The 13,834-nt window shown below is 74.8% G+C and carries 11 protein-coding genes; 6 read left to right on the plus strand and 5 right to left on the minus strand.

Translation table 11 applies throughout. The features are described from left to right. Positions 1-44: 44 nt before the first annotated feature. From AC0B61_RS25355 to AC0B61_RS25375, 5 genes are read right to left on the minus strand one after another with little or no spacing between them, the layout of a single operon-like run. A complete protein-coding gene (locus tag AC0B61_RS25355) occupies positions 45-1,376 on the minus strand; it encodes a nitrate/nitrite transporter (RefSeq protein WP_471743032.1) in 1,332 nt (443 codons plus the stop codon). After that, positions 1,373-1,732 (minus strand): nitrite reductase small subunit NirD, encoded by a 360-nt coding sequence (gene nirD, locus AC0B61_RS25360; protein WP_471743033.1) that lies wholly within the window; start codon positions 1,730-1,732, stop codon positions 1,373-1,375. The genes AC0B61_RS25355 and nirD overlap by 4 nt, the downstream gene beginning before the upstream one ends. Further along, positions 1,729-4,344, minus strand: a complete 2,616-nt coding sequence (nirB, locus tag AC0B61_RS25365) for a nitrite reductase large subunit NirB (protein ID WP_471743034.1) — start codon at positions 4,342-4,344, stop codon at positions 1,729-1,731. The genes nirD and nirB overlap by 4 nt, the downstream gene beginning before the upstream one ends. Then, positions 4,341-5,573: an NAD(P)/FAD-dependent oxidoreductase gene (locus AC0B61_RS25370; RefSeq protein WP_471743035.1), complete on the minus strand. Its 1,233-nt coding sequence runs from the start codon at positions 5,571-5,573 to the stop codon at positions 4,341-4,343. Before AC0B61_RS25370 ends, nirB begins: the two co-directional genes overlap by 4 nt. Continuing rightward, positions 5,570-7,615: a molybdopterin oxidoreductase family protein gene (locus AC0B61_RS25375; RefSeq protein WP_471743050.1), complete on the minus strand. Its 2,046-nt coding sequence runs from the start codon at positions 7,613-7,615 to the stop codon at positions 5,570-5,572. Before AC0B61_RS25375 ends, AC0B61_RS25370 begins: the two co-directional genes overlap by 4 nt. Before the next feature lie 330 nt (positions 7,616-7,945). Between AC0B61_RS25375 and AC0B61_RS25380 the strand changes: the two genes are divergently transcribed. The 6 genes from AC0B61_RS25380 to AC0B61_RS25405 all read left to right on the plus strand — a co-directional run bounded on the left by AC0B61_RS25380 (position 7,946) and on the right by AC0B61_RS25405 (position 13,754). Next, positions 7,946-9,067 carry a uroporphyrinogen-III synthase gene (locus tag AC0B61_RS25380; RefSeq protein ID WP_471743036.1) on the plus strand — a complete coding sequence of 374 codons (1,122 nt, stop codon included), beginning with the start codon at positions 7,946-7,948 and terminating at the stop codon, positions 9,065-9,067. Continuing rightward, positions 9,067-9,762: a sirohydrochlorin chelatase gene (locus tag AC0B61_RS25385; protein WP_471743037.1), complete on the plus strand. Its 696-nt coding sequence runs from the start codon at positions 9,067-9,069 to the stop codon at positions 9,760-9,762. Before AC0B61_RS25380 ends, AC0B61_RS25385 begins: the two co-directional genes overlap by 1 nt. Positions 9,763-10,073: 311 nt before the next feature. Continuing rightward, on the plus strand, positions 10,074-11,240 hold the full coding sequence (locus AC0B61_RS25390; RefSeq protein WP_471743038.1) for a hypothetical protein: 1,167 nt from the start codon (positions 10,074-10,076) through the stop codon (positions 11,238-11,240). Continuing rightward, positions 11,218-11,820, plus strand: coding sequence for a hypothetical protein (locus AC0B61_RS25395; protein WP_471743039.1), 603 nt, complete (start codon positions 11,218-11,220; stop codon positions 11,818-11,820). Before AC0B61_RS25390 ends, AC0B61_RS25395 begins: the two co-directional genes overlap by 23 nt. A gap of 12 nt (positions 11,821-11,832) precedes the next feature. Continuing rightward, positions 11,833-12,438, plus strand: coding sequence for a MepB family protein (locus AC0B61_RS25400; RefSeq protein WP_471743040.1), 606 nt, complete (start codon positions 11,833-11,835; stop codon positions 12,436-12,438). Positions 12,439-12,554: 116 nt separating this feature from the next. Next, positions 12,555-13,754, plus strand: a complete 1,200-nt coding sequence (locus AC0B61_RS25405) for an MFS transporter (protein WP_471743041.1) — start codon at positions 12,555-12,557, stop codon at positions 13,752-13,754. Positions 13,755-13,834: the final 80 nt, after the last annotated feature.

The following is a 13,834-nucleotide window of genomic DNA, read 5'->3' on the forward strand; positions in this document are numbered from 1 at the left end:
GCCGAGGCCGTCCGATCGTCGTACGGACGGCCTCGGCGCTGCGCTCACCGCCGCCGGAGCCAGACCGCCCAGGTCAGCCCCGAGCAGAGCACGTACGCCGCCAGGAAGCCCAGGTACGCCGTGTCCCCGTTGTGGCTGGTGAGGAAGGACTGGCGGAACGCCAGGTTCACCAGCACACCGCCGAAGGCCCCGATCGCCCCGGCCAGCCCGATCAGTGCCGCGGAGCGGCGTCTGGAGTCGGCCTCGGCGGCGGCCGGATCGGCGCCGGCCGCGACCGCCGACCGGGCGACGCCCTGGTAGTGCGCCGGGATCAGCTTGTACGTCGAGCCGTTTCCGATGCCGCTGAGCACGAACAGCGCGATGAACCCGGTCAGGAACAGCGGCAGCGAGCCCGCCCGCGACGCGCCCAGGACGACCGCCGTCCCGGCGCCCATCCCGAGGAAGGTGCACAGCGTGACCACCGCCCCGCCGTACCGGTCGGCGAGCCGTCCGCCGACCGGCCGCAGCAGCGAGCCGAGCAGCGGCCCGAGGAAGGTGAGCGCGGCCGCCTTGGCCGGGGTGTCGAAGCGCTCGTGGAACTGCACCTGCAGGACCTGCCCGAAGGCGAAGCCGAAGCCGATGAACGAGCCGAACGTCCCGACGTACAGCGTCGAGACGGCCCAGCCGTACGGATCCCGGGCCACCTCCCGCAGGGCCCGCCCTTCGCCGGCGCCGGACACCGCCAGGTTGTCCATCCGCCACCACGCGCCCGCCGCCGCGAGCACGATCAGCGGCAGGTAGAGCAGCGGCAGCAGGCGGGGGTGGGCGGCGCCGGCGGTGGACAGCACCAGCAGTCCGAGCAGTTGCACGGCCGGTACGCCGAGGTTGCCGCCGCCCGCGTTGATGCCGAGCGCCCAGCCCTTGAGCCGGTGCGGGTAGAAGGCGTTGATGTTGGCCATCGACGAGGCGAAGTTGCCGCCGCCGACGCCGGCCACGCAGGCGACCGCCAGCAGCGTGCCGTAGCCGACTCCGGGTTCCAGCACGGCGGCCGCGAGCCCGGTGGGCACGAGCAGCAGCAGGGCGCTGACCACCGTCCAGTTGCGGCCGCCGAAGCGGGCCACGGCGAAGGTGTAGGGCAGCCGCAGCAGGGCGCCGAGTGCGGTCGGGAGGGCGGTGAGCGTGAACTTCCCCGCGGTGTCGATGTGGTACTCGGGCCCGAGGAAGAGGACGAGCACCGACCAGAGGCTCCACACCGAGAAGCCGATGTGCTCGGAGAGCACGGAGAAGACCAGGTTGCGGCGGGCGATCCGGGCGCCTGCGCGCTGCCAGAACTCCTCGTCCTCCGGATCCCAGCCGGCCGCCGGGGCGGGCGATCCGGTGGCCAGGACGGCCGTCATGCCGCGGCCTCCTCGGGGGCGACCCGCACCGGCCAGCGCCGCAGCACGGCGGGGGCGCCGTCGGGTGCGGTGTCCTCGTCCAGGCAGCGCCCGTCGGTGAGGTCGTAGACCTGCTTGTACATCGGCGAGATGAGCGTCGGCCGGTCGCCGCGGCTGCCGAGCAGGCCCCGGGAGAGGACCGGGGCGCCGCTGAACGGGTCGAGGTTGTCGACGGCGTGGAGCCGCCCGGCGCGGTCCCGGAAGAGGGCGACCTGCGCCGCCTCCGGCAGCAACACGGCGACGCCGCGGCCGGGTTGAAGGTCGGCGAGGGTGCAGACGGTCTGCCAGCGGGTACCGTCGTGGATCTGTACGGTCACGGGGTGAGCACCTCCAGTCGGGCCCCGGCGACGAGCACCGGGGCAGCGAGGGTGTGGCCGGCCTCGCCGGGACGGGCGGGGCGGATCTGGCCGCGTTCGGGGACGAAGGTCACGGCGGGGTCGGGGGCGCCGGGCGCGTTGACGAAGGAGGCGAAGCGCCGCAGCCGCTCGGGGTCGGCCAGGGTCTCGGCCCATTCGTCCCGGTAACCGTTGATGTGACGAGCCATCAGTTCGTCCAGCTCGGCGGCGATGCCGAGCGAGTCGTCCAGCACGACGGCCCGCAGGTGGTCCAGGCCGCCCGCCAGCCGCTCCAGCCAGACCGAGGTGCGTTCGAGCCGGTCGGCGGTGCGGATGTAGAACATCAGGTAGCGGTCGATGGTGCGGATGAGCGTCTCGCGGTCGAGGTCGGCGGCGAGCAGGTCGGCGTGGCGCGGGGTCATGCCGCCGTTGCCGCCGACGTACAGGTTCCAGCCGGCCGAGGTGGCGATGATGCCGAAGTCCTTGCTCTGCGCCTCCGCGCACTCGCGGGCGCAGCCGGAGACGGCGGCCTTGAGCTTGTGCGGCGAGCGCAACCCCCGGTAGCGCAGCTCCAGTTCGATGGCGAGGGTGGTGGAGTCCTGGACGCCGAAGCGGCACCAGGTCTCGCCGACGCAGGACTTCACGGTGCGCAACGACTTGCCGTAGGCGTGCCCGGACTCGAACCCGGCTTTGACCAACTTGCTCCAGATGACGGGCAGTTGGTCGACGGTCGCGCCGAACATGTCGATCCGCTGGCCGCCGGTGATCTTGGTGTAGAGCCCGTGGTCGCGGGCGATCTCGCCGATCGTGATCAGGCCCTCGGGGGTGATCTCGCCGCCGGGCACCCGGGGGACGACCGAGTACGAGCCGTTGCGCTGCAGGTTGGCGAGGAAGTGGTCGTTGGAGTCCTGCAGCGCGGCCTGCTCGCCGTCCAGGATGTGGCCGTTGCCGAGGCTGGCCAGGATGGAGGCGACGGTCGGCTTGCAGACCTCGCAGCCCTCACCGCCGCTGCCGTGTCGGGTGAGCAGTTCGGAGAAGCTTGCGATCCCCGTCACCCGGACGATCTCGTACAACTCGGCGCGGGTGTGCGCGAAGTGCTCGCACAGGCCCTTGACCGTGCTGACCCCGGCGGCCTCCAGTTCCTCGGTGACGACGGTGCCGAGCTGCTTGAGGCAGCTGCCGCAGCCGGTGCCGGCCCGGGTGCACTTCTTGACGGCGGCGACGCTGTCGCAGCCCTGGTCGCGGACGGCGGCGCGCACCGCGCCCTGGGTGACGTTGTGGCAGGAGCAGAGCACCGCGTCGTCGGGCAGGGCGACCGGGCCGGCGGCGCCCGCGAACCCGGCGGGCAGGACGAGCTGTTCGGGGGCGACAGTGAGCGGCTTTCCGCCGACGGCGAGCGGGCGCAGGGTGCCGTAGCCGTCGGTGTCGCCGACCAGCACGCCGCCGAGCAGCGCGCCGTCGGCTCCGATGACGAGCTTGCGGTAGACGCCGCTGCGGCTGTCGCTGTAGAGCACGTCGAGCGCGCCGTCGACGGTGCCGTGCGGATCGCCGAAGCTGGCGACGTCGACGCCGAGCAGTTTGAGCTTGGTGGAGGTGTCGGCGCCGGTGAAGCCCGCGCCGGCGGGGCCGGAGCCTTCGCCGTCGAGCGCGGCGAGGGTGCGGGCCGCCGTCTCCGCCATCTGGTAGCCGGGGGCGACGAGGCCGTAGACCCGGCCGTCGGCGGCCTGGGCGCACTCGCCGATGGCGAGGATCGCCGGATCCTCGGTGCGGCAGTGCGCGTCGACGACGACGCCGCCGCGCCCGCCGACCGGCAGGCCGCAGTCACGGGCGAGCTGGTCGCGGGCGCGCACGCCGGCCGAGAACACCACGAGGTCGGCGGCCAGTTCGCGCCCGTCGGAGAGGGCGAGGCCGCGGACCCGGCCGTCCGGGCCGGTCAGCACGCCGCTCGCGCCGGCGCTGGTGTGGACGGTGACGCCGAGGTCCTCGATCTTGCGGCGCAGCGTAGCGCCGCCGCCGTCGTCCACCTGGACGGCCATCAGCCGGGGCGCGAACTCCACGACGTGGGTGTCCAGTCCGCCGGCCCGCAGCGCGCCGGCCGCCTCCAGCCCGAGCAGGCCGCCGCCGACGACCACGCCCACCGCGGCGGCCTCGGCCCCGGCGCGGATGGCGTCGACGTCCTCGATGGTGCGGTAGACGTGGCAGCCGTTGGCGTCCGTGCCGGGCACCGGCGGTACGAAGGGCACCGAGCCGGTGGCCAACACCAGGGCGTCGTAGTGGACTTCGGTGCCGGAGCGGGTGTGCACCAGGTGCCGGCGCCGGTCGATCGCGGTGGCCGGGTCGGCCAGGCGCAGGTCGATGCCGTGCTCGGCGAGGAAGCCGGCCGGGCAGAGGGTGAGGTCCTCGGCGGTGCTCCCGGCGAACAGCGAGCCGAGGTGAACCCGGTCGTACGCGGGCCGGGGCTCCTCGGCGAGCACGGTGACCCGCCAGGCGCGCGCGGCCGGCTGCTCGGCCCAGGCTTCCAGGAAGCGCTGGCCGACCATGCCGTGGCCGACCAGGACGAGGTCCCGGATCCGGTCGTGGGGGCGTGTCGTCATCGCGTTTCTCCTCGGGTGAGCAGGTGCAGGGGGTGGCCGGCGAGTGCGGTGTCGTCGGCGAAGGCGCCGGCCAGCGCGTCCACGGTGGCCAGGTCGCCGAGCAGGATGGCGCCGACCAGGCGGTCGCCGCGCAGGACGAGCTTCTTGTAGCTGCCGCGGGTGGCGTCGGTGAGCCGCAGCACGTCGAGGCCCGGGTCGAGGGTCTCGTCGACGGTGCCGAAGGCCGCGTACTCCAGTCCGCCGGTGCTGAGCCGGGCGCGCGGGCGGGTGCCGGGGTAGCGGGCGTCGGGTTCGGCGCCGGAGAGCCGGCGGGCGAGCACGTCGGCCTGCTCCCAGGCGGGGCCGGCCAGGCCGTGGACGGTGCCGCGGTGTTCGGCGCAGTCGCCGATGGCGTGGACGTGCGGGGCGGCGGTGAGGCGGTCGTCCACCAGCACGCCGGTGGCGACGGGCAGTCCGGCGGCGTGCGCGAGGGCGGTGCGCGGGCGGGTGCCGCAGGCCAGGACGACCAGGTCGCAGTCGAGCCGGTAGCCACTGGCCAGTTCGACGGCGCCGACCCGCTCCCGGGCGCCGGCCGGGGCCCCCGGGCCGCCGTGCACGGCCCGGGCGCGGTTGCCGGTGTAGCACTCGACGCCGAGTGCCCGCAGCCGCTCCCGCAGCACCGTGGCCGCCTCGTGGTCGAGTTGACGTTCGATCAGATGCGGTGCCTGGTGGACGATCTCGGTCCGGACGCCGAGCGCGGCCAGCGCCCGGGCGGCGCTCACCCCGAGCACCCCGCCGCCGATCACCACGGCCCGCCGGGCGCCGACGGCCTCCTCGGCCAGCCGGGCGCAGTCCTCCAGGGTGCGCAGCGTGTGCACGCCCTCGACCAGGCCGTGCCCGTCGGCCCGGCGCAGTCCGCGGACGGGCGGCAGCACCGGGTTGGCGCCGGTGGCGAGGACCAGTTCGTCCCAGCCCTCGACGCCGCCGTCCGCGAGCCGCAACGTCCGGGCGGCGGGATCGACCGCCACCACCTCGCAGCCGGGCCGCGCCCGGGCCCCGCCGAGCGGCAGCGCGATCGCCTCCGCGTCGTACCGCCCGGTCAGCACCTCGGCGAGCAGCACCCGGTTGTACGGGCCGCGCGGCTCGGCGCCGTACACCGTGACGGTGCCGGGCCCGCCGAGCGCGCCGTAGCGCTCGGCGAAGCGGGCGGCCGCCATGCCGCCGCCGACCACGGCGATCCTGGGGCTCATCGGGAGGCCGCCCGGTGCGCGGGCTCCACCCGGACGGCGCAGAGCTTGAACTCCGGCATCCGCGACACCGGGTCGAGCGCCGGATTGGTGAGGCTGTTGGCCCGGCCGGCGCCGGCCCAGTGGAAGGGCATGAAGACGGTGTCCGGCCGGATCGCGTCGGTGATCCGCGCCGGGGCGACGGCCCGGCCGCGCCGGCTGGTGACCGCGACGGGCTCGCCGTCCGCGATCCCGAGCCGCTCGGCGAGCCGCGGGTGGAGTTCGACGTACGGGCCGGGCGCCGCCGCGTTGAGCTCGGCGACCCGGCGGGTCTGCGCGCCGCTCTGGTACTGGGCGAGCACCCGGCCGGTGGTCAGGTACAGCGGGTACGCGTCATCCGGCTCCTCGCCGGCCGGGCGGTGGGTGACGGCGGCGAAGCGGGCCCGGCCGTCCGGGGTGGCGAAGCGGTCCAGGAAGAGCCGCCGGGTGCCCGGGTGGTCCTCGGCCGGGCAGGGCCAGAACACGCCGTCCTCGGCGGCGATCCGGGCGTAGCTGATGCCCGCGTAGTCGGCGTCGCCGCCGGCCGAGGCGCGCCGCAGCTCGTCGAAGGCCTGCTCGGCCTCGACCGGGAAGCCGTCCGCCACGCCGAGCCGGGCGGCCAGTTCGCGGAGCACCCACAGTTCGCTGCGGACGCCCTCGGGCGGGTCGACGGCGCGGCGGCGCAGGATCACCCGGCCCTCCAGGTTGGTGGTGGTGCCGTCCTCCTCGGCCCACTGGGTGACCGGCAGCACGACGTCGGCGAGCCGGGCCGTCTCGGAGAGCACCAGGTCGGCGACGACCAGCAGGTCCAGGGCGCGCAGCCGTTCGGTGACGTGCCCGGCGTGGGGCGCGGACACCGCCGGGTTGGAGCCGGCCAGCAGCAGCGCCCGGACGCCGCCGGGGCGGCCGAGGCCGTCCAGCAGCTCGTACGCGGACGTGCCCGGGCCGGGGATCGTCGCCGGGTCGACGCCCCAGACGGCGGCGACGTGGGCGCGGGCCGCCGGGTCCTCGATCGAGCGGTAGCCCGGCAGTTGGTCGGCCTTCTGGCCGTGCTCGCGCCCGCCCTGGCCGTTGCCCTGGCCGGTCAGGCAGCCGTAGCCGCTGTACGGGCGGCCGGCGTTGCCGGTGGCCAGGCAGAGGTCGATCCAGGCGCCGACGGTGTCGGTGCCCTTGCTGTGCTGTTCCGGGCCCCGCGCGGTGAGCACCATGCCGGTCTCCGCCGTGCCGAACAGCCGTGCCGCCTCCTGGAGTCGGTGGACGGCCACACCGGTGATCCGCTCCACCCGGTCCGGCCAGTGGGCCATCGCCGAGGCCCGCGCCCCGTCGAAGCCGGTGGTCCGCTCGGCGACGAACCCCTCGTCGACCAGGCCGTCCGCGATCACCAGGTGCAGCAGGCCGAGGGCCAGCGCCAGGTCCCCGCCGGGTCGGGGCTGCAGGTGCAGGTCGGCCAGTTCGGCGGTCCGGGTGCGGCGCGGGTCGACCACGATCAACGTGCCGCCGTTCTCCCGCAGTTCGCGGAGGTAGCGGACGGCCGGCGGCATCGTCTCGGCCGGGTTGCCGCCGACCAGGATCAGGCAGCCGGTGTGCGGGATGTCCTCGAGCGGGAACGGCAGCCCCCGGTCCAGGCCGAACGCCCGGCGGTGCGCGGCGGCGGCCGAGGACATGCAGAACCGGCCGTTGTAGTCGATGTTGGCGGTGCCCAGCACCACCCGGGCGAACTTGCCCAGCAGGTAGGCCTTCTCGTTGGTCAGGCCGCCGCCGCCGAACACGCCCACGGCGTCCGGCCCGTGCTCGGCCCGCGTCCTCGCCAGCCCGTCGGCCACCCGGTCCAGCGCCTCCGGCCACCCGGCCGAGCGCAGCGGCCCGCCCGGGCGGTCGCGCAGCAGCGGTCCGGTCAGCCGGACGTTCCGGGCGAGCAGCGCGGGCGCCGAGCGGCCCTTGCCACAGAGCGCGCCGCGGTTCACCGGGAAGTCCGGGCGCTCCAGCACCGTGACCGGGGCGTCCGCCGTCGGGCCGGCCAGCCGCATGCCGCACTGCAGCGAGCAGTACGGGCAGTGCGTGTCGGTGGCGGCCGCGCCGGTCGCGCCGGCCGGGTGGGCCGGGTCGCTCAAGCCGGTCAGGCCGCTCGGGGCGGCCACACCGGCGGTGGGGCTGGTCAACGTCATGCCGAGAAAGGTCGCCGCCCGCTGTTTCGCGGCCGGGTCACGGATGTTGCGGCAGCGGAACGCGTCGCTCACGGCGCCCGGGCACCGGGGTGCACGGCCGGACATCTGCCGTCATCGCGGCGGCACTTTCGCTTACCCGCAGGTGACGGCCGGGCAACGCCGCCGTAACACGCACGCCCCAGGCTGACCGGCATGGCAACCCTCCCCCAGCCCGGACCGCTCACCGGCTTCACCGTCGGGGTCACCGCGGCCCGCCGCCGCGAGGAGCTCACCGCCCTGCTCGCCCGGCGCGGCGCGCAGGTCGTCGAGGCACCGGTGCTGCGCATCCTGCCGCTCGCCGACGACCTCGCCCTGCGCGAGGCCACCGACCGCTGCCTGGCCGCCCCGCTCGACTACGTGGTGGCCACCACCGGCGTCGGCTGGCGCGGCTGGATGAGCGCCGCCGAGGGCTGGGGCCGGGGCGCCGCGCTCGCCGATGCCTGCCGGGGCGCGGTGGTGCTCAGCCGCGGGCCCAAGGCCACCGGCGCGGTCCGCGCCAGCGGGCTGGACGAGGGGTACTCCCCCGACAGCGAAGCCACCGGCGAACTCCTCACCTGGCTGCTCGCCCGCCCGCTCACCGGGCGCCGGATCGCCGTCCAGGAACACGGCGTGCGCCTCGACGCCTTCGCGGCGGCGCTGCGCGAACGCGGCGCCGAGGTGATCTCCGTCCCGGTGTACCGCTGGGCGCCCCCGGAGGACCCGGGTGCCGTCCGCCGGCTGCTCGACCAGACGGTACGCCGCCAACTGCACGCGCTCACCTTCACCAGCGCCCCCGCCATCACCGCCCTCCTCACCGCCGCCGAGGCCGAGGGCCGGTACGAGGCGCTGCTCGACGCCCTGCGCGCGGACGTCCTGCCGGTCTGCGTCGGCACCCTGTGCGCCCGCCCGCTCACCGACCTCGGACTGCCCGCCGTCCACCCCGAACGCGGCCGGCTCGGCGCGCTGGTCCGGCTGCTCGCGGACGTCCTCCCGGGCCGCGGCAAGCGCGAAGTCACCGTCGCCGGGCAGCTGTTGACCCTCCAGGGGAACGCCGCACTGGTCGACGGGCAGAGCCACCTGCTCAGCCCGCTCGGCGCCGCCGTCCTGCGCGCCCTCGCCGAACGCCCCGGCCGGGTCCTCAGCCGCGCCGAACTCCTCCGCGCCGCCTGGCCGGACGTCTCCGCCGACGAGCACGCCGTCGAAGCCGCCATCGGCCGCCTGCGGGCCGCGCTCGGGCCGCACGCCGCACTGATCCGCACCGTCCCCAAACGCGGCTACCGGCTGGCGGCGGGCTGATGCTGCTCGCCGTCGCGCACGGCAGTCGGGACGCGGCGGCATCCGCCGCAACGCACGCCCTGCTGAGGGTGGTTCGCTCGCTCCGCCCCGAACTGGCCGTCCGCTGCTGCTTCCTGGACCTCGCCCGACCGTCGCTCGACGAGGCGATCGCCCAACTCGCCGACCGGCAACCGATCCTGGTTCCACTCCTCCTCGGCACCGGCTACCACCTGCGGGTCGACCTCCCGGCCGCCCTCGCCGCCGCCGGCCTTCCCCGCTCCCGGCTCGCCCCCTCCCTCGGCCCGCACCCGCTGCTCTCCGACGCCCTCGCCGACCGCCTCGCCGAAGCCGGCGCCCCGCCCGACGCCCCCGTGGTCCTCGCCGGAGCCGGCTCCTCCGACCCCACCGCGCTCGCCGACACCACCCGCATGGCCCACCTCCTGGCCACCCGCCTCGACCGCCCCGTCACCGCCGCCCACCTCTCGGCAGCCACCCCCACCCCCCACCAGGCCGTCACCGCCCTCCACACCGCCGGCCACCCGCACGTGGCGCTCGCCACCTACCTCCTCGCCCCGGGCTTCTTCGCCCGCCGCGCGGCCACCACGGCGGCGGCGTGGACCAGCGCCCCACTCGCGGCCCACCCGGCCGTGGCACGGCTGGTGCTCCACCGCTACGACGAGGCGCGCGCGTACTCCGAACTCCGTACGGCCGCCTGACCGGCTCCGCCGCCACGGGGTGCACACGAACCGGCCGGTGGTGAGAATGGCGGCGGCGGGGCGGACGGAGAACGGAGTCGCTGGTGAAGGCATTACCGCGTGGCCTGGCCGCGCTTCTCGCCGCGCTCGCCGTCGTCACCACGGGCGTCCTCACCACGGGCGCGAGCCCCTCGCCGTCGGACTCGGCGTCGCCCACGCCCGCGCCCACGCCGTCGCCTACGCCTTCTTCGCCGACGGGAAGCACCAGCACCCCAGCGGAACGGGCCATCTCCCTGAAACCGGCCGCCGGGCCCCGGGACGGGACGGTTCAGGTGACGTTGTCCGGCTTCCAGAGCTGCCGATCGCCCGGGGAGATCTCCTACCCCCTTGCTGTCCAGCTGACCTGGGACGATCCGAGCACGGTCCTCACGACCCTCCAGCCCAGCGGCGATCAGCCCCCGACGACCGGGGCCTTCACGGTGCCCGACGGGGCCAAGGACGGCCCGCACACCGTCACGGCGACGTGCGGGGCCACCGGCCGCGCGGTGTCCACCACGTTCACCGTCGCGCCGGCCACTCTGACGGCGGATCCGTCCCAGGGGACGCCGGGGTCCGCCACGACCCTGTCCGGGAGCGGCTTCGCCTGCCCCCCGAACGACACCGTCGCCCTGACCTGGGACACGGCCGCACCCCCCGGCTCCGGCAGGCCCGACGCCGACGGATACTTCAGCACCAGCCTCACCGTGCCCCCGAACGCCACCGACGGTGACCACGTCATCGGGGCGTACTGCGCGGCGGAACCGCGGATCAAAGCCGAAACCCGTCTCCGTGTCCAGGCCGCCCCCGGGCCCACCACTCCCTCCCCGACGCCGATCCGGCCCTCACCGGTCCACACCATGACCGCGGCGCCCGGCGCCTCCGTGCGCGTCTCCGGCCGGCCGGACGCCTGCCCCGCGAACGCCGGGCCGCGCCAGGTCGTGCTCTCCTGGGACGACGGGCCGAGGACGCGCCCGCTCACGGTCGACGCCTCAGGAGAGTTCCAGGCGACCGCCACCATCCCGCCGGGCACGCCCACGGGCCCTCACCGGGTCACCGTGGAATGCGCGGACACCCACGCGGTGACCGAGACCGTCCCGGTCATGGTCGCCCGACAGACCCCAGCGAAGACCAACAGCCTGCTCTGGATCGTCCTCGGGGTGGTCCTGGCGGTCGCACTGGCGGCCTTCGGGCTGCGCCGCGTCCTGCGGGCGGGTGCGGCGGCGGGTGTGGGCGGCGCCTCGGAGGCGGGAAGTACCTCGGGGGCGGGAAGCACCTCGGCTGCAGGAGGCCCGTCACCTGCCGTGACGGCTCAGGCGGGCGTGTGGGGCCCGGCCCGTGTGGAACTGACCGACCAGGGAGATCCCGCCACGCCCGGGCGCAGCGTCCGGCTGGAGCCGCATGTGGACAAGGGCCGGCAGAACATCGAGGAGGTACGCGATGACGATGGTCGCGACGGATGACCCGTACAGTCTGGGGACGTTCCTGGGAGCCGCCGAACCGCTCACCGACGCCCTCCGCCGGCAGGACGCGATCACGGCCCTGAGCGGCCTCGACAAGGCCCTGTTCCGGGCGGCCACGCAGCAGGCGGCGAGTGTCGTCCACGGGTTCCTGGGCCTGGACATGGTCGACCTGGTGGCCGGCGGCTGGCGCACCCACGCGGGACTCACGGCGGCCGCGCGGAGCACCTGCGCCGCCCCGGGCAGCGAGGAGGTGGTCGCACTGCTGGAGCACCGGGTCAAGTCCGTGCACCACCCGACGGTGAACGTGCTGGTCGACGGCGCTTCGGTGGGCACCCTCGCGGTGGACATCGAGGTGGTGTTCGACCTCAACGGGATCGTGGCCGTCGTACGCGGGGGCCGGCTGGTGGCGGTGCGGGCGGGTTACTGCAAGGCCAAGGCCACGCTGGCCGTCGAGAAGATCCCGGTGGCGAGCCGTCAGGGGCAGTTCGACCTCCCGGGCGGCGTCCGGTGGCGCCGGGGCGTGACGCTCCACCACTGCCCGCCGGTGCCGCCGACGGCACCGCCAGGCTTCACCCCGTGACAGGGTGGGCGAATGACGACGAGCCGCGAGTACTCATCCGATCTCCACACCAGACCGTGGTCGGACACCGCCCCGGCCCACGGAGATCTCCTTGCGGCGAGGGCACTCGCCTACGCCCCCTGCGGGCTCACTTGCTCGCAGCCCGTACCCGAGGCCGAAGGTGCCGCTTACGCCGCCCACGAGTTCACCCTTGACGGCCTCTCCATCCGGTTCCGTGCGGCCAAGACGACCCCCACCAAGGTCGGCCAGTTCGTCACCGTCTGGAAGAGGTCCCCGGCCGGGCCCATCCGGCCCTTCGACGCCACGGACCCCGTCGACCTCTTCGTCATCAGCACCCGCGACCACCACCACTTCGGCCAGTTCGTCTTTCCCATGGACGCGTTTCGCCGACACGGTGTCGTATCGGCGAACGGTTCCGGTGGGAAACGGGCCTTCCGCGTCTACCCGCCCTGGGTGACCACGACCAATCGCCAGGCCGGCAGCGCGCAAGCGTGGCAACTGGACTACTTCCTGCACCTGCACCAGGACGGGTCTGTCGACCTGGCCCGCGCCCACGAGCTCTACCACCCGCAGGACGGCGCCGGCACAAGGCAACTCCCCTATCCGTCCCGCTGGTAGCTGCCCAGCGCGTAGAGCGGCAACCGCGGTTTGGTGCGGTGCGCGGATCCAGCCGGTCCAGCGGGTCCATGCCGGCCAGGGCAGTGGCGGCCCTTGTTAGCCTGACCGACATGTTAATGAGAACTCCGGATTCCCGTCCCCAACGGGCGCTGATCACCGCCAGTTTCATCAGCAGGGTCGGCAACGGCCTCTTCAACACCGCGGCCGTCCTCTACTTCACGCTGGTCGTGCACCTGCCCGCCACCCAGGTGGGAGCAGGCCTGACCATCGCCGGCCTCTGCGGCCTGGCGGCCGGCATACCGGCGGGGAACCTGGCCGACCGGTACGGGCCGCGCACGGTCTGGCTGTCGGCCCTCGTCATGCAGGCGGCCACCATGGCGGCCTTCGTCCTCATCGACAGCTGGCTCGCGTTCACCCTCGTCGCCACCCTGGACCGGCTCGCCGCCACCGCGGCCGGTGCGGCGGGCGGCGCGCTCATCGCCAGGGTCGGCGGCGGACGCCCGGCCGCCTTCCGGGCCCGGCTGCGCACCTTCGTCAACCTCGGCGTGGTCGTCGGCACCCTGGGCGCGGCCGTCGCGCTGCAGATCAACACCCGCCCCGCGTACACCGCACTGATCCTCGCCAACGCCGCCAGCTTCGCCGGGGCCGCACTGATCGCCTTCCTGGGCGTGCCGAACTACCGACCTCTGCCCCGGCCCCGGGAACACCGCCAGTGGTCCGTCCTGGCCGACCGGCCGTACGTGTCCTTCGTCGCGCTCTACAGTGCGATGGGGCTGCAGTACCAGGTGATTTCGCTGCTGCTGCCGATCTGGCTCGGCACCCACACCGACGCACCGCGCTGGACGGTGGCGGCGGTGTACGCGATCAACAGCGGCGTGTGCGTGCTGCTGCAGAGCCGGGTCGGGTCAAAGGTGGAGACCCCACGGCAGGGCGGCCGTGCGTTCCGCCTCGCGGGGCTCCTGTTCCTCCTCAGCTGCCCGCTGATGGCCCTGACGGCGGACGTTCCCGCGTGGGTCGCACCGGTACTCACGGTCCTTGCGGTGTGCATCCACAGCGTCGGAGAGGTGTGGGAGTCCTCGGGCGGCTACGCGCTCGGGTACGGACTCGCCCCCGAACACGCCCAGGGTCAGTACCAGGGTCTCTTCGGCGTCGGCTTCGACGCCGGCCAGGCCCTCGCGCCACTGGTCCTCACCGGAGCCGTACTCGCGCTGGGCCACACCGGCTGGCTCCTCCTCGGCGCCCTCTTCGCGGCCGTGGGCGCAGCAGGCCCGCCAGTGGCCGCGTGGGCCGAGCGCAGCCGGCTAGAAGTCTCCTGAAGATCTTGTTGTTGGTGGAGGGGTGTCCCCGGGTGGGGATGCCCCTCTGTCGTTATGCGGTGGTGGGGGTGAGGGTCCAG

The organism is Kitasatospora sp. NPDC023385 (genome assembly GCF_055664045.1).